Here is a 14056-nt window from a genome sequence, read left to right as displayed (position 1 = left end):
CCCGTCCACAGTCCTGTGGACGGGGCCTCGTGCGTTCCCGGACGCTGGGGGTCCGCCTCGTCGGCGGGACGCGATCGATCCCGGAGTCCCCGGCGATCAGCCGACCGCGGGGGCGATCTCCGGCAGGCAGCGCACCAGCTCGTCCGTCGTGTAGAACGGTGACCCTTCGGCGACCGGTACGCAGGGTTCGGCGAGCGTCACCTCGTGCTCGTTGTAGAGCACGCGGGTGACGGTCTGCCCGGACGCGTCGGCGAACGTGTCCCACTGGACGTTCGCCGCCATGGGGGTGACCTCTTCTCCACGCCACGGGTTGGTGTCGTAGGTGAAGAGGTCTCCCTCTGCCTGCTTGACCTCGCTGCCCGGGAGCCGCAGGAGCGCAGCGAACGGGATGATCTCCTCGGCGTGCGCGAACCGGAAGACGGCACCAGGGGATCCCTGTGCGGCCCCGTCCGTGAGCGTCGTCAGGAAGTCGTCCAGCAGGACGTCCGCCATCCGGTACGTCACGTCCTCGCCCTCGAAGCCCGGGCCCTTCTCGTAGAAGTCCGCGGCGTCGTTGAGGTAGGTGAACCACTCGGCGTCCTCGGCCGTGACGAAGCGGCTCCAGTCGGTCGAGATCTCGTCCCCCATGCCCGAGGTGATGATGTAGGCGTTGTAGAGCATGTCGGCGGCGTCGACCTCGTCCTCGACCTGGGTCTCACCCTTGCCCCGGTCGGTGAAGGAGAAGTCGCCGTCCTCGAGGCGGTCCACGAACGCGGGGGAGTACAGGCGCTCGAGCATCCGGCGCGAGACCTCCTTGGTCTCCGGGAGCTCGTCGAGCTCGTCCGCCACGACGTCGAGGCGCGGGTCGGTGTCCTCGAACTCGAGGTACGCGGCGTCGGTGTCGTGGAAGTAGAGCGTCGCCGTGTCGATCTCGACCTCACCGACCATCCCTCCCGCCGTCGGGTTCTGCGCCGTCAGACCTTCGACGAAGTTGAGCGCGCTGTCCGTGGCGCGCTCCTTGCCCGAGGACGAGACCGAGATCGAGCCCTGCTCGTCGACGATGCGGTCGAAGAGCGACGGGAGCCTCGTGACGGTGCGCGCGCCGAGGTCCTGCTGCTCGCGGATCCCCCGGGCGCTCAGGTTGCCGTAGCCCACCGTCTCGTTCGCCTCGACGAGCTCGGTGAGCGCGTCGTGCAGCTCGGTGCCCAGGGCGGTGAGGCTGTCGCTCTCCTCGGCGGCCTCCCACACCTGCAGGCTGAGGTCGTCGTACTTCTTGGACGACAGGGCGCGCGACCCGTGGCGGGCGATCGACTGCGTGAGGACCGCCCCGTAGCCGGCGGGCGGCGAGGACAGCATGACGTCGCCGGGGACGGGGTAGGGGCTCTTGGAGCCGAGGCCGGGCAGGATCGTGTCGGGGTCGGCCGAGGTCGTGGGGGTGCTCGCGGCGCCTGCCGAGCCGTCGGAGTCGGCCGCGGCGCACCCCGAGAGGCCCAGGGTGAGAGCGATCGCCATGGCCGAGGGCACGGCGAGAGCCGCGCGAGAAAGTGCTGAGGTGCTGGTTCGTGGTGTCACGTCGACGGACGGTAGGTGGCTCCCATGAACGACCGGGGCGGCGCAGATGAACCGCAGGGGGTGCAGATGAACGGCGGACGACCGCGCCTCCCCGGACCAGATCGCCGTCGCCGGCCGGCTGTCCGTCCGCCGGGTCCTCGGGCTGCTCGCGACGCCGTGACATCCTGACCCGATGCGCGTCGAGCCGGTCAGTCCCGAGGTCCTCGTCGCCCGGGTCGCCGCGCTCGTCGCGGAGCGGCCGCGCGAAGCGGGCGCGGTGCGTGTCCTGGTCGACGGGCACCCCTCGACGCACCCGGAGGCGCTCGCCGACCAGCTCGTCGAACCCTTGCGCGTCGCGGGCCGCCCGACGGCGCGCGTCGCCGTCCGCGACTTCCTCCGGCCTGCGTCGGTGCGGCTCGAGCACGGGCACGAGGACCCGGACTCCCTGCTCGACGAGTGGATCGACGTCGGTGCGCTGAACCGGGAGGTGCTGTCCGCCGTCGGGCCTGCTGGGGAGGGGCGCTACCTGCCGAGCCTGCGCGACCCCGTGACGTCGCGCTCGACGCGCGCCGACTACGTCGAGGCGCCCCCGGGACTGGTCGTGCTGCTCGACGGTTCGCTGTCGGTCGGGCGCGGGCTCGACGTCGACGTGACCGTCCACCTCGCGCTCCAGGACGCGACGGTCGCGCGACGCACGCCGCCCGCGGACGCCTGGACGCTTCCCGCGTACGCGCGGTACCGGGCGGAGACGGCGCCCGAGCGGGTCGCGGACGTGGTCGTGCGCGTCGACGACGCGCGCCGCCCCGCGTGGGTCACGCGGGCGTGAGCCGTCCTGCGGAGGGGGAGCCGCGCCGTCGGGCAGGAACCTCGCACGGCCCGACGGCGTCACGCACCCCGCGCGCGAGCGTCCGGTAGGGTCTGCGCAGCGTCGCGTGCCGGTGGCAGACCGTGTCAGGCATGGAGGCGCCGGACACGAAGGAGCCCGACGATGACCACGTCGACCCCTTCGCCCTCACGTGACTGAGGGCGACAAGCACCACCTCGCCGAGCCGCCGGAGACCGTCGAGACCGGTCTCCTCGAGACACCCCGGCTCGTCGCCTGGAGCCGCGAGCTGCGGGGCGTGCACGAGCGGCTGCGCGAGGCGCTGCGCGTGACCCGTGCCGCGCTCGAGGACGGCGAGCCCGCCGAACCCGCGACGCGTGACCTGCTGCTGTTCTGCCACGGCTTCTGCACCGCGCTGACGGGGCACCACGAGGGCGAGGACCGCGAGCTGTTCCCCGCGATCGCGGCCGCGCACCCCGAGCTGGTCGGGACGCTGCGGAACCTGAGGCAGGACCACTCGATGATCGCGCACCTGCTGGGCGGTCTGACGGCGGCGGTCGACCAGGCGGCGACGCCGGTCGAGCTCGAGCGTCACCTCGAGGGGGTCGCCGCGATCATGGAGTCCCACTTCCGGTACGAGGAACGCATGCTCCTGGCGGTGCTCGACACCCTGGTCCTCGACGCGGACGTGCGCGAGGTCCTGGGTCCGCTCTGAACGGTGGCAGTCCCCGGGCCGACCCGGGCCGGCCCGGTCTACCCCGGGGCCTCACCCGGCCCGGGGCCTCAGCCCTGGGCGACCGTGACGCGCCCGTTCGACGACCCCGCGACGAGGTGGTGCTCGCCGTCGGGGTCGTCCGGCACGGAGACGTCGGTGCCGCCCAGGTCCGTCGTCGCGCTGACCCGGTAGCTCCCCTCGGGGACCGTGAGGTGCACCGTGCCGTTGTCGGTCGTCGCGCTCACGTCCTGCGGGGTCGAGAGCGTGAGCTCGATCGACCCGTTGGACGTCTCGACGTCGACGCCCTCGGTGCCGCCCAGCCCGGTCCCGCTGATCTTCCCGTTCGAGGTCCGCGCGAGGACCTTGGCGTCGATCCCGGCGAGCGTGACGGACCCGTTGCTCGTCCGGACGTCGACCGCACCGGTCCGGTCCAGGTCGATGCTCCCGTGCGACGTCTCGCCCGTGACGGGCAGCCCCGCGGGCAGGTCCACGGTGTAGCTCGCCGAGCAGTGCCGCCCGCAGCCCGCGAGCACCAGGACGCCGTCCTCGACGCGGTGCGTGTCGTGCGCGGGGTACTCGCCCACGAAGTCGACGGTGCGTTCGATCGACAGGTCGGTCGCGGGGTCGGAGCCACGGAGCGTGACCGACCCCGCCTCGAGGTCGATGCGGACCGCCGTGATCCCTGCGTCCTCGGTGTAGGTGTCGGTGGCCGACGAGCGGGGTCCGAACCCGCACGCCCCGAGGGCGAGGGCCGCGACGGCGACGAGCCCTGCCGTGGCGAGTCGTCGGTGAGTGGCCTGCATGTCGTGCCCCTGTCGTCGAGCGTCGTGTCGGTCGGAGGCCGGCTGCCCGCCGGCGGGAGATCTGCTCGGTGGGCCCCACCCCCCAGCGGGGCCCACCAGGATCGAGGCTAGGCCGCCGGGCGCATCGAGGACATCGGGCATTCCCCCCATCTCCGGCTCGGGGTTCACCCCGAGAGCCGCGGAAAACCGGGCGAGACGGTCGGAGCGCCCGGGTCGGCGGCTGTACTGGGACGACCGTCCCGGCTCGACGCGCGCCCGAAACACCCCCGATGTACTCTCGCTCGGTAGGTAACCTTCCGACCTACTCATGTCCCAGGGGAACGACCGTCAACGGAGAGCGGTAGACATGCTTCTTGCAGGAGACCAACGACTGCTCCGGGAGATCAACGCCCGGGCCGTCCTCGATGTGCTCGACGCCCACGACACGCTCGGCAGACCCGAGATCGTCGCAGCCACGGGCCTGTCCAAGACCACCGTGGCCCACACGCTGCGCACGTTCGTCGAGCAGGGCGTCGTCGAGGAGGCGGGCCTCGACCACGAGCGCCGCGGCCCGGCGGCCACGCTCTACCGGGTCGACCCGGAGCACGGGTACGCGCTCGCGGTCGACATCGGCCACGTCCGCGTCCGGGTCGCGCTGATCGACCTCGTCGGACGGGTGCGTGCCCGCGCCGAGCAGCCGCTCTCGGCCAAGGACCCGGCGGCCCGCGCGAACGTCGTCGAGAAGCTCGCCGCCCACTGCGTCGCCGCGGTGAGCCACGACGCGGGGACCGCGTCCGTCGCGATCCGGTGCGCCGTCGTCGGGCTCCCCGCGATCGTGGACCTCGACCACGCCATGGTGCGCCGCGTCCCCGGCCTCGAGAAGGGTGGACCCTCGCTGCACGCCGCCCTCGAGGACGGCCTCGGCTGCCCCGTCCTGCTCGAGAACGACGTCAACCTCGCCGCGATCGCCGAGCAGCGCTCGGGGGCGGGCAAGGAGCTGAGCTCGTTCGTCCTGCTGCGCCTCGGGATCGGGGTCGGCGCCGGGATCGTCATCGACGGCAAGCTCTACCGCGGCGCGTCCGGCGGTGCCGGCGAGGTCGCGTTCATGCCTCAACCAGGCCGCGCGCTCGGCGCGGAGAGCATCGGCGCCGCGTCGCTCGCGACGTCCGCGCGGGACGCGGGCCTGCCCGCCGACCTGGCACCGCACGAGGTCCTCGACCTCGCGGCGTGCGGCGACGAGCGCGCGGTCGCGGTCGTCGAGGAGCTCTCGGGACGCCTCGCCGTGCTGATCGCCTCGATCTCGCTCCTGCTCGAGCCGCAGAAGATCTTCCTCGCGGGCGTGGCCGCCGAGGAAGCGGTCCTGCGGCGCGTCCAGGCGTACCTCGCGGACAGGGTCGGCATCCTGCCGATCGTCGTCGAGCCCAGCACGGTCGCGGCCGACGCGGTCCTGCTCGGCGCGGCCGCCCTCGCCCGGGACACGCTCCGCGACCAGGCCTTCTCGGCCGCGGTCCGCCACGCGGCCGAGTCGGGCGACGTGCCCGACGACGCCGCGCACCCCGACACCGACCCCACCTCCCAGGAACCCGACGATGCCCGCACCTTCTGACCTCGTCGCCCGGCTCGGCCTCCCGCCGGGCTCGCGGGCGCTCATCCTCAACGCCGACGACTTCGGGATGTGCCGGGCCGCGAACCGCGCGATCACCGAGCTCCTCGTCGACGGCCACCTGGACTCGACGACCCTCATGGTGCCGTGCCCGTGGGCCCCCGAGGCGCTCGCGTTCGCGGCGAGCCGCACCGACCTGGACCTCGGCGTCCACCTGGTGCTCACGAGCGAGTGGACGAGCTACCGCTGGCGCCCCCTGACGGGTGTCAGGACCACGCTCGTGGACGCGGCCGGGTACTTCCCGGTCGACTGCCGGACGGTCGAGGAGCAGGCGAGCGACGCGGACGTCGCGGCCGAGCTCGCCGCGCAGCTCGACGCGGCGCTCGCCGCGGGCATGGACGTCACGCACCTCGACAACCACATGGGGTCGGTCTACGGCGTGGAGACAGGGCGCACGTTCCTGCCGCAGGTCTTCGAGCTCGCTGCGCGCCACGGGTTGCCGTTCCGTCTCCCGCGCACGATCGGCGGCATGGGCATGCCCGACGCCTACCAGGAGGTGCTCGACCAGGCCACGGCCGCGGCCGACGCCGCGGGGGTCGTGATCCTCGACCACCTGCTGACGCACCCGTTCGAGCTGCTGGGTGAGGGCACCGCGGAGGAGGAGGACTACGCCTCGATGAAGGCCGCGTTCCTCGACCTGGTGCGCGCGACCGAGCCCGGGGTCACCGAGTTCTTCCTGCACCCCATGCTCGACGACGACGAGCTGGGCGACGTCGCGGACTTCGCGGTCGCCAAGCGCGGGTTCGAGCGCCGGCTCCTGGTCGACCCCGACGTCGCGGAGGTGCTCGCCGAGGAGGGGATCGTGCGCGTCGGCTGGCGCGACCTGCGTGACGTGCAACGTGGGCTCCCGCCCCGGGTGCGCGACGTCGCGGGCGCGCCGGCCGCACAGGTGGGCGACGTCGTCGGGGGTGCGCGATGAGCGCCCTGACCACGCTGCGCGACCGCCGTCTGACCGGGTTGCCCACGCGCGCCCAGACCCTCGCCTACGGTGCCTCGGCGTTCCCCGCGAACCTCATGGCGCAGACGTTCTCCGCGTTCGTCGTGTTCTTCTACGTGGACCACCTCAAGCTCCCCGCGGGCTGGGTCGCGGGCGCGATGGTCGCGCACGGCATCCTCAACGCGGTCCTCAACCCGCTCGTCGGGGCGGCCTCCGACCGTCACCGCACGCGCTGGGGCCGCCGCGTCCCGTGGATCGGCCTGGGGATCATCCCGCTCGTCGCGGCGTTCTCGCTCGTGTGGATGCCACCCGACCTGAGCGCCCAGGGCCTGCTGGTCTGGTTCCTCGTCGTGGTCGCGGTGTACGACGTCGCGTACGTCGTGGTCGTCCTCAACACGTCGGCGCTGTTCCCGGAGATCTTCCGCACGACGGCGGAGCGCGCCCGGGGCAACACGCCCCGCCAGATCTTCGGTCTGGTCGGGATGATCCTGGGGACCGCGGCCGCGCCGCTGCTCTACGGGTCGGCGCTCGGGTGGGTCGGCATGGCGCTCGTGCTCGGCGCCCTGTGCCTCGGGTTCTACCTGTGGTCGCTCGTCGGGATGATCGAGCGTCCCGTCGACGAGGCCGCGGTCAAGGCCCGCGAGGCCGCGCTGCCCCTCAAGGACCAGCTCCGGTACACGTTCGCGAACCGGGCGTTCGTGACCTACGTCCTGGGGTCGCTGCTGCTGCAGTCGACGACCGCGATCCTGCTGGCCTCGGTGCCGTTCTACGTGCGGTACGTGCTCGGCGGGGCGGAGGCCGACGCGACGCTCGTGCTCGCGCCCATCTTCGTGGTCGCGATCCCGGCGATCGTCGGCTGGTCGTGGGTCGTGCGCAAGGTCGGGCCCCGCAGCGCGCTGCTGTGGTCGGTCGCCGCGTACGGCGTGGCCGTGGGGCTCTTCATGGTCCCGGGGTCGCTGCCGGGGGCGATGGTCGTCGCGGGTCTCGTGGGCATCGGGGTCGCGGGGATGATGCAGCTCCTCGAGGTCGCGCTGGGCCAGGTGATCGACGACGACGAGCGGCGCACCGGGCTGCGCCGCGAGGGCATGTACTTCGGGGTCAACGGGTTCGTGGTGCGCGGGTCGGTCATCGTCCAGGCCGTGGTGATCGCGGTGGTCCTCACGACGTCCGGATACGACGCCGACCTGTCGGTCGCCGCCCAGCCCGAGACCGTGTCGACCGGCATCCGCGTGCTCATGGGCGGCGTGCCGTTCGTCGTGGCGGGGCTCGCGTGGCTCTGCTTCTGGGCGTACCCGCTGCGCGGGCAGGACGTGCCGCCGGCCGGGGGCACGGCGGCCGACGGCGACGAGCCGCGAGATGCCGAGGTGCTGAGCCGCTGAACCCGTGAGGCCCTGTCGGAGCCGCCCGGGCCACGACCCGGGCGGCTCCGGCGACCTGCCTTGCCCGTGTCGGTGGCCGGGTGTCTCATGGGTCTCGCTCGCTCCGGCAACCTGCTGGACCGACGACGGAGAGGACGACCCCGATGACGTGGTGGATCTGCCGGACGTGCGCCGTGGAGCACGCCGAACGGCCCGAGGTGTGCGCGATCTGTGCTGACGAGCGCCAGTGGGTGCCCGCGGCCGGCCAGGCGTGGACGACGCTCGACGAGCTCGCGGCCGAGGGCCACGAGGTCGCGGTGACCGAGCTCGAGCCCGACCTGTTCGCGCTCGCGGGGCACCCGGGCGTGGGGATCGGGCAGGAGTCCAAGATCGTGCGGACCCCGGCCGGGATGCTGCTGTGGGACCCGGTCGGGTACCTCGACGACGAGGCCGTGCGACGGGTCCGCGAGCTGGGCGACGTCGTGGCGGTCGTCGCGAGCCACCCGCACATGTTCGGCGTCCAGGTCGAGTGGAGCCGGGCCCTCGGGGGCGTGCCGGTCCTCGTCGCGGAGGCCGACGCAGGGTGGGTCGCCCGCCCCGACCCGGTGATCGAGACCTGGTCGGGGGACCGCGAGGTCCTGCCCGGCGTGACCCTGAGCCAGCCGGGTGGTCACTTCCCCGGCAGCGCGGTCGTCCACTGGGCCGCGGGAGCCGAGGGGCGCGGGGTCCTGCTCAGCGGGGACACGATCTTCGCCAACCCCGACCGGACGTCGGTGAGCTTCATGCGCAGCTACCCCAACCGGATCCCGTTGTCGGGGGCCGTCGTGGACAGGGTCGCGACCCACGTCGAGCGCTTCGCGTTCGACCGCCTCTACAACAACTTCGAGGGCGTGATCCCGGTCGATGCGCGCGCGGTCGTGCGCCGCTCGGCCGACCGGCACGCGGCCTGGGTGCGCGGGGACTTCGACCACCTCACGTGATGGGGCCGGTGCGTGCCGACGGGACCGGGGACCCTGGACAGGGCCGGTGCCCCCCGCGAGGATGACCGCGTGAGCCACCCCGCGCTGGACCCCGCGATCCTCGACTTCTACTCCGACCGCTACCAGGAGGACGCGCGGCTCCACCGCACGGCCCACGGTCGCCTCGAGCTGCTGCGCACGCGCGAGCTCCTCGAGCGGTTCCTCCCGGTGGCCCCGGCGCGCGTCGTCGACGTCGGTGGGGCCACGGGCGTGCACGCGCGCTGGTTGGTCGAGGCCGGCCACACGGTCGACCTGATCGACCCCGTGCCCTCGCACGTGGCCCAGGCGGGCGAGATCCCGGGTGTCCGGGCGCAGGTCGGCGACGCGCGGGCCCTGCCCTTCGACGACGCGTCGGCCGACGTGGTGCTCGTCCTCGGGCCGCTCTACCACCTGACCGAGGGCCCCGACCGGGTGCTCGCGCTGCGGGAGGCGGCGCGCGTCGCGCGGCCCGGGGGCCTCGTGGTCGCGGCGGCCATCAGCCGCTACGCGGGCCTGCTCGAGCTCGCGGCCCTGGGGGAGGTCTCCGCCGAGAACGAGCCCTCGCTGCGCAGGGCCCTCGAGACCGGCCTGCACGACCCGCGCTCGAGTTTCACGACCGCGTACTTCCACCATCCCGAGGAGCTCGCGGGAGAGCTCGCGGAGGCGGGCCTCGGGGAGGTCACGGTCTACGGGGTCGAGGGGCCCAGTGCGCCCGCGCTCGACAACCTGCCGCTCGACCGGGCCGAGCCGCTGCTCGGGTCCGCGATCCGGGCGGCCCGCCTGCTCGAGACCGACCCGGCCATGATCTCCGCGAGCCCCCACTTCCTCGCGTTCGGCCGGGTGGTCTGAGCAGGCCCGCTCGCGTTCAGTCGAAGGTGACGACCACCTTGTCGGCCGCTCCCGGAGTCCTCGCGAGCTCGAGTGCGTCGAGCGCGTCCTCGAACGGGAGCGTGTCGCTGACGATGAGTGCGTACTTCTCCCAGTTCTCGACGATGTCGTCGGTCACCTCGAAGATCTCCGTCGGGTAGGCGACAGACCAGACGATGGTGAGCTCGGTCGCCAGCAGGCTCGGGAAGTCGAGCTCGACCGGCTTCTTGTGCACCGCGACGATCCCGAGCGTCGCGCCCTGCTTGACGAGCCCGACGATCGTCTGCACGACCGAGGGGACGCCGGCTGCGTCCAGGAAGATGTCGGTCCCGGCACGGACGCCTCGGACGAGCCCGCTCGCGCCGTCGCCGTGGAGCTCCACCAGGCGCGCGGCGACGTCTTCCTCGGCCGAGTTGATGACCGCGTCGGCGCCGATCTGGAGCGCCTTCTCCAGGCGTGAGGGGACGATGTCGACCACGACGACGTGGCTCGCCCCGCGGCGTCGGTAGCCGAGCAGCGCACCGAGGCCGATCGGTCCGGCGCCGAAGATGACGACCTTGTCCCCGGGCTGCGGCTGCGTCTGGTTGACGGCGTGGTAGGCGACGGCCATGGGCTCGTTCAGGGCAGCGACGTGCCACGGGACGTGCTTCGGGACGACCTTGAGCTGCTTGCCCGGTGCGAACTCCTTCACGACGACGTACTCGGAGAGTGCTCCTTGCTCGCCCCCGGATCCCAGCAGCCCGTCCACGAAGGCGGTCGTGTCGATCACCACGTGGTCGCCGACCTCGATCCCGGTCACCTCGGCGCCGATCTCGGCGACCTCGGCCGCCGGTTCGTGCCCGAGCGGCGTCGCGCCCTGACGGGGCGGGATCCCTCCGACGTGCGTGTAGAACGCGTCGGATCCGCAGATGCCGCACGCCCTGATCCTCAGCAGGACGTCGCGGGGGCCGGCGACCGGCTTCTCGACCTCTACCCAGTCGGCGGTGTCGGGACCTGTGACGTGGACGGACTTCATGACGATCTCCTCGGTGCTTTCGTTGTGCTCTCGCGAGCCTCTTCGCACGCTAACCACTAAATCGAGTTAGTTCAAGCTACGCTTGGCCTCATGCCAGGAGCGAGCCGAGCACGAGCGACCCTGAAGGACGTCGCCCGAGCGAGCGGCGTGTCGCCCGCGACCGTGAGCTTCGTGCTCAACGAGACCCCTGGGCAGACCATCTCGCCGGAGACCCAGGACAAGGTCCGCGCCGCGGCGCGACAGCTCGGCTACACCCCCCACCGCATCGCGCGCGCCCTGAGGGAGGGCGCGACGCGGACGGTGCTCCTCAACGTCGCGGGTCTGCCGTCGGGCCACAGTCTCGAGAGCTTCGTCATCGGCCTCGACGACGAGCTCCGATCTCTCGATCACACCCTGCTCGTGACGCATCGTCGCGACGGTGCGGCCCTGCCTGCCGAGATCGTCGACGCGGTGTCCCCCCGAGCCGTCCTCGACCTCGGCGCGCTGTACTACGGGGGTGACGACACCGGCTGGGAAGGCGGATGGTCCACCGGGCTCGCTGCGCACGGCCTCGCCCAGATCCGTCATCTCGCCGCGCAGGGCCACCGCGAGATCGCCCTCGCGCTTCCCGGCGTCGGCGTCGATGCGCGCTTCGTGCAGATCCGCCTCGAGCACGCCCGTGAGGCTGCGGCCTCGTCGGGGCTGCCCGCGCCGGCCGAGGTGTGGCTCGCCGGCAGGGCCGAGGCGCCAGGCGAGCTGGCCGCCTTGCGTCGCCACCATCCCGGGGTGACGGCGATCGCCGCGTTCAGCGACGACATCGCGCTCGTCGTGCTCGGTTCGCTCGCCGACCTGGGGGTCCGGGTTCCGGAGGACATGGCCGTCATCGGGTTCGACGAGGGCCGTCACGGTGCCCTCTGGCGTCCGACCCTCACCACGGTACGCATCGACGCCGAGGCCCACGGTCGTCGTGCCGCCCGCGCCGTGCTCGGGCGCGAGCCGCACACGGAGCCTCCCGCGCCCTCCGTGATCGTGCGGCGGGAGTCGGCCTAGCCCTCCACGCTCACCCTTGTGCAATTCGTCACAAGCTCCCACGGTAGCGCCCGGAGATGGGACGATCGAGACAGATCGAGGTCCCGCACCGGAGGAGGACGCCATGAGACCGCTCGTCAGAAGGACGGTCGCGACAGCGGCCGTGCTCGGGGCCCTGCTCCTGACCCGGCGTCTGACCATGACCTGGGGGACGAGGGACGGCGAACCGTCCGACGTGCTCCCGGGCGACGAGATCGTCCCGCAGGCCGAGGTCGTCGCGACCCGGGCGGTCAGCATCGACGCACCACCGCGCGAGGTGTGGCGCTGGCTCGTCCAGCTCGGTCAGGGCCGGGGTGGCTTCTACAGCTACGAGTGGCTCGAGAACCTCGTCGGCTGCGACATCCAGAACGCCGACCGGATCGACCCGCAGTGGCAGCGCCTCGCGGTGGGGGACGACGTCCGGCTGCACCCCGACCTCGGGCTGCGCGTCGCCGCGATGGTCCCCGAGCATCACCTGGTCTTGCGCGGTGCCGTCCCGGTCGGCGCGTCCGCCCCGCCGTACGACTTCAGCTGGTCCTTCGTGCTGCGCCCGGGACCGGGCGGCGGCACGCGCCTGGTCGTGCGCGAGCGCTACGGCTACACGCGCTGGTGGGCGGGCGCGATCGTCGAACCGGTCCAGCCCGTGAGCTTCGTCATGAGCGCCCGCATGCTGCGCGGGATCCGTGACCGTGCCGAGGGGCGCGTGGGCGCGGCGAGCGCCTGAGGCGAGCGGCGCCGTCGGGCGGGATGCCCTGCGCGACGACGGCGCTCGCGTCGTGCGTCCCCTCGCCCCGGCCGACCGGCGAGGGCGAGGGGACGACGGATCAGAAGACCTGCTCTGCCGACACCTGCTCGGGGGCCGGCGCGACCACCGCAGGAGCCGTTCCCCAGGCCGTGTAGGCGATCTCCAGGTTCTGCGCACCGACGATCGTGACGTGCTTGCGCATCAGGTCGTCCGCACCGACCCAGAGCTGGACGGTCATGGTCGTGGGCAGGACGCCGTCGTCGCCGACGATGATCTCCTGGGCGGCCGTGTCGAGCTTCGTGACGTCCACGGTGAGGGCGTAGGGCTGGGTCTCGACACCGTCGACGACCACGGGGTCACCGCTCTTCTCGAGGCCGGTGATCCCGGGCGCGAGCGAGACGAGGCTCTGCGTGGGGTCGAGCGCGGCGGCGATCAGTCCCAGGGGAGCGGTCTCGCTCGCAGGGTCGGCGATGTCGATCGTGTTGAACAGGTTGCCGCTCGCCTCGCCCGCGCCCACGTAGTAGGTGGCGGCGACCCGACGGACGTCGATCTGGATGGTGTCCGGCACGTCGTACACGAGCCGGACGTCCTGCGCACCGTCGAGGAAGGCGACGTCGGCGGTGAGCCCGACCAGGAGGTCGTCCATCGTGACCGCCGTCGACAGCGACACGCTGCCCGCAGCGCGGTGCGCGGCCGTGAGGCGTTCGACCACGTTCTCGGTCGTGAGCTCGTTCGACACCTCCTCGGTCGGCGTGGGGTCCGGGGTGGACGCGGGGGTGCTCGCGGACGGGCTGGCGACGGGCTCCGTGTCGCCCGAGCACGCGCCGAGGGTGAGGGTCATGACCGACGCGAGCGAGAGTGCGGCGAGGCCGCGGGACAGATGCACGATGGTGCTCCTAGCTTGTGCTGGGTGGGGGCCGACGGTGGCACCCGGGCCACATCGTAGGGCTGGCACACGCGTCCAGGAAGTTGCGCTCGGAAGGGGCGGTCGAGGCGGCCGGCCCTTCCTGTCCGCTGTGGACCGGACCGCCCGAGCCGGGATGATGGTCTCGTGTCCACCACCCCGCACCGAGGTCTCGCCGTGAGCCCTGCCCTGACGATCCCCGAGGGCGAGCTCGCCTGGCGCTTCTCGCGTGCCTCGGGCCCGGGGGGACAGGGAGTCAACACCACGGACTCGCGGGTCGAGCTCTCGTGGGACGTCGCCGCATCGGTCGTCCTGAGCGATTCCCAGCGCGCGCGTCTGCTCGAGCGCCTGGACAAGCGGCTCGTCGGGGGCGTCCTCACCGTGGTGGCGTCCGAGCACCGCGAACAGCTCCGCAACCGTGCGGCCGCACGCACCCGTCTCGCGGCGCTCGTCGCCGAGGGCCTCGCCCCGCCCGCGCGCCAGCGGCGGGCGACGCGTCCCACGCGCGGCTCGCAAGAGCGACGCCTCACGGCGAAGAAGCAGCGCACCACGACCAAGCAGATGCGTCGCCGCCCCACGGACTGACGGGCCCGACGGCGCCACGCACCCCGAACGGCGAGCTCACGCGCGCGAGTCACGGGACAGCACGACGGCGGTGCGCGGCCGGGGAGG

General features: G+C 72.9%; 14 protein-coding genes. 10 read left to right on the top strand and 4 right to left on the bottom strand.

Going from position 1 to position 14056, the window contains the following annotated elements:
- Positions 1-96 precede the first annotated feature (96 nt).
- A complete protein-coding gene (locus ACFWFR_RS11170) occupies positions 97-1491 on the bottom strand; it encodes a histidine-type phosphatase (protein WP_377623010.1) in 1395 nt (464 codons plus the stop codon).
- Positions 1492-1723: 232 nt separating this feature from the next.
- Between ACFWFR_RS11170 and ACFWFR_RS11165 the strand changes: the two genes are divergently transcribed.
- Positions 1724-2356 carry a uridine kinase gene (locus ACFWFR_RS11165; protein WP_377623009.1) on the top strand — a complete coding sequence of 211 codons (633 nt, stop codon included), beginning with the start codon at positions 1724-1726 and terminating at the stop codon, positions 2354-2356.
- A 190-nt stretch (positions 2357-2546) separates the two neighbouring features.
- Complete coding sequence (locus ACFWFR_RS11160; RefSeq protein ID WP_377623008.1) at positions 2547-3068, top strand: hemerythrin domain-containing protein; 522 nt, start codon at positions 2547-2549, stop codon at positions 3066-3068.
- A gap of 68 nt (positions 3069-3136) precedes the next feature.
- Here ACFWFR_RS11160 and ACFWFR_RS11155 read toward each other — a convergent pair whose 3' ends face one another.
- The gene (locus tag ACFWFR_RS11155; protein ID WP_377623007.1) at positions 3137-3871 is read right to left on the bottom strand and encodes a DUF4097 family beta strand repeat-containing protein; all 735 of its coding nucleotides are present in this window, start codon (positions 3869-3871) and stop codon (positions 3137-3139) included.
- Positions 3872-4217: 346 nt separating this feature from the next.
- Here ACFWFR_RS11155 and ACFWFR_RS11150 point away from each other — a divergent pair, with 346 nt between their 5' ends.
- The 5 genes from ACFWFR_RS11150 (at position 4218) to ACFWFR_RS11130 (ending at position 9655) form a co-directional block, all read left to right on the top strand.
- The gene (locus ACFWFR_RS11150; RefSeq protein WP_377623006.1) at positions 4218-5456 is read left to right on the top strand and encodes an ROK family protein; all 1239 of its coding nucleotides are present in this window, start codon (positions 4218-4220) and stop codon (positions 5454-5456) included.
- The gene (locus ACFWFR_RS11145; RefSeq protein WP_377623005.1) at positions 5440-6432 is read left to right on the top strand and encodes a polysaccharide deacetylase family protein; all 993 of its coding nucleotides are present in this window, start codon (positions 5440-5442) and stop codon (positions 6430-6432) included. The genes ACFWFR_RS11150 and ACFWFR_RS11145 overlap by 17 nt, the downstream gene beginning before the upstream one ends.
- Positions 6429-7829 carry an MFS transporter gene (locus ACFWFR_RS11140; protein ID WP_377623004.1) on the top strand — a complete coding sequence of 467 codons (1401 nt, stop codon included), beginning with the start codon at positions 6429-6431 and terminating at the stop codon, positions 7827-7829. Before ACFWFR_RS11145 ends, ACFWFR_RS11140 begins: the two co-directional genes overlap by 4 nt.
- 143 nt (positions 7830-7972) lie before the next feature.
- Positions 7973-8788, top strand: coding sequence for a hydrolase (locus ACFWFR_RS11135; protein WP_377623003.1), 816 nt, complete (start codon positions 7973-7975; stop codon positions 8786-8788).
- 69 nt (positions 8789-8857) lie between these two features.
- Positions 8858-9655: a class I SAM-dependent methyltransferase gene (locus ACFWFR_RS11130; protein WP_377623002.1), complete on the top strand. Its 798-nt coding sequence runs from the start codon at positions 8858-8860 to the stop codon at positions 9653-9655.
- Between the two features lie 16 nt (positions 9656-9671).
- Here ACFWFR_RS11130 and ACFWFR_RS11125 read toward each other — a convergent pair whose 3' ends face one another.
- A complete protein-coding gene (locus ACFWFR_RS11125) occupies positions 9672-10688 on the bottom strand; it encodes a zinc-binding dehydrogenase (protein WP_377615520.1) in 1017 nt (338 codons plus the stop codon).
- A gap of 90 nt (positions 10689-10778) precedes the next feature.
- On the opposite strand from ACFWFR_RS11125, the gene ACFWFR_RS11120 reads away from it, so the two are divergent.
- Positions 10779-11717 (top strand): LacI family DNA-binding transcriptional regulator, encoded by a 939-nt coding sequence (locus tag ACFWFR_RS11120; protein ID WP_377623001.1) that lies wholly within the window; start codon positions 10779-10781, stop codon positions 11715-11717.
- Between the two features lie 103 nt (positions 11718-11820).
- Positions 11821-12459 (top strand): SRPBCC family protein, encoded by a 639-nt coding sequence (locus ACFWFR_RS11115; protein ID WP_377615518.1) that lies wholly within the window; start codon positions 11821-11823, stop codon positions 12457-12459.
- Between the two features lie 100 nt (positions 12460-12559).
- On the opposite strand, the gene ACFWFR_RS11110 is transcribed toward ACFWFR_RS11115, so the two are convergent.
- The gene (locus ACFWFR_RS11110) at positions 12560-13366 is read right to left on the bottom strand and encodes a hypothetical protein (RefSeq protein WP_377623000.1); all 807 of its coding nucleotides are present in this window, start codon (positions 13364-13366) and stop codon (positions 12560-12562) included.
- A 165-nt stretch (positions 13367-13531) separates the two neighbouring features.
- Here ACFWFR_RS11110 and arfB point away from each other — a divergent pair, with 165 nt between their 5' ends.
- On the top strand, positions 13532-13969 hold the full coding sequence (arfB, locus tag ACFWFR_RS11105) for an alternative ribosome rescue aminoacyl-tRNA hydrolase ArfB (RefSeq protein WP_377615516.1): 438 nt from the start codon (positions 13532-13534) through the stop codon (positions 13967-13969).
- The last annotated feature ends 87 nt before the right edge of the window (positions 13970-14056 follow it).

Origin of the sequence: Oerskovia sp. NPDC060287 (assembly GCF_042726775.1) — a bacterium.
GTDB lineage: Bacteria > Actinomycetota > Actinomycetes > Actinomycetales > Cellulomonadaceae > Oerskovia > Oerskovia merdavium.
Note: the sequence above shows the minus strand (reverse complement) of the source record. Positions and strands in the feature narration are given on the sequence as shown.

What these genes read in the sequence shown, in the direction of transcription:
- ACFWFR_RS11170 (WP_377623010.1), bottom strand. Translation starts at nt 1,491, where the DNA reads ATGGCGATCGCTCTCACCCTGGGCCTCTCGGGGTGCGCCGCGGCCGAC.
- ACFWFR_RS11165 (WP_377623009.1), top strand. Translation starts at nt 1,724, where the DNA reads ATGCGCGTCGAGCCGGTCAGTCCCGAGGTCCTCGTCGCCCGGGTCGCC.
- ACFWFR_RS11155 (WP_377623007.1), bottom strand. Translation starts at nt 3,871, where the DNA reads ATGCAGGCCACTCACCGACGACTCGCCACGGCAGGGCTCGTCGCCGTC.
- ACFWFR_RS11150 (WP_377623006.1), top strand. Translation starts at nt 4,218, where the DNA reads ATGCTTCTTGCAGGAGACCAACGACTGCTCCGGGAGATCAACGCCCGG.
- ACFWFR_RS11145 (WP_377623005.1), top strand. Translation starts at nt 5,440, where the DNA reads ATGCCCGCACCTTCTGACCTCGTCGCCCGGCTCGGCCTCCCGCCGGGC.
- ACFWFR_RS11140 (WP_377623004.1), top strand. Translation starts at nt 6,429, where the DNA reads ATGAGCGCCCTGACCACGCTGCGCGACCGCCGTCTGACCGGGTTGCCC.
- ACFWFR_RS11135 (WP_377623003.1), top strand. Translation starts at nt 7,973, where the DNA reads ATGACGTGGTGGATCTGCCGGACGTGCGCCGTGGAGCACGCCGAACGG.
- ACFWFR_RS11125 (WP_377615520.1), bottom strand. Translation starts at nt 10,688, where the DNA reads ATGAAGTCCGTCCACGTCACAGGTCCCGACACCGCCGACTGGGTAGAG.
- ACFWFR_RS11120 (WP_377623001.1), top strand. Translation starts at nt 10,779, where the DNA reads ATGCCAGGAGCGAGCCGAGCACGAGCGACCCTGAAGGACGTCGCCCGA.
- ACFWFR_RS11115 (WP_377615518.1), top strand. Translation starts at nt 11,821, where the DNA reads ATGAGACCGCTCGTCAGAAGGACGGTCGCGACAGCGGCCGTGCTCGGG.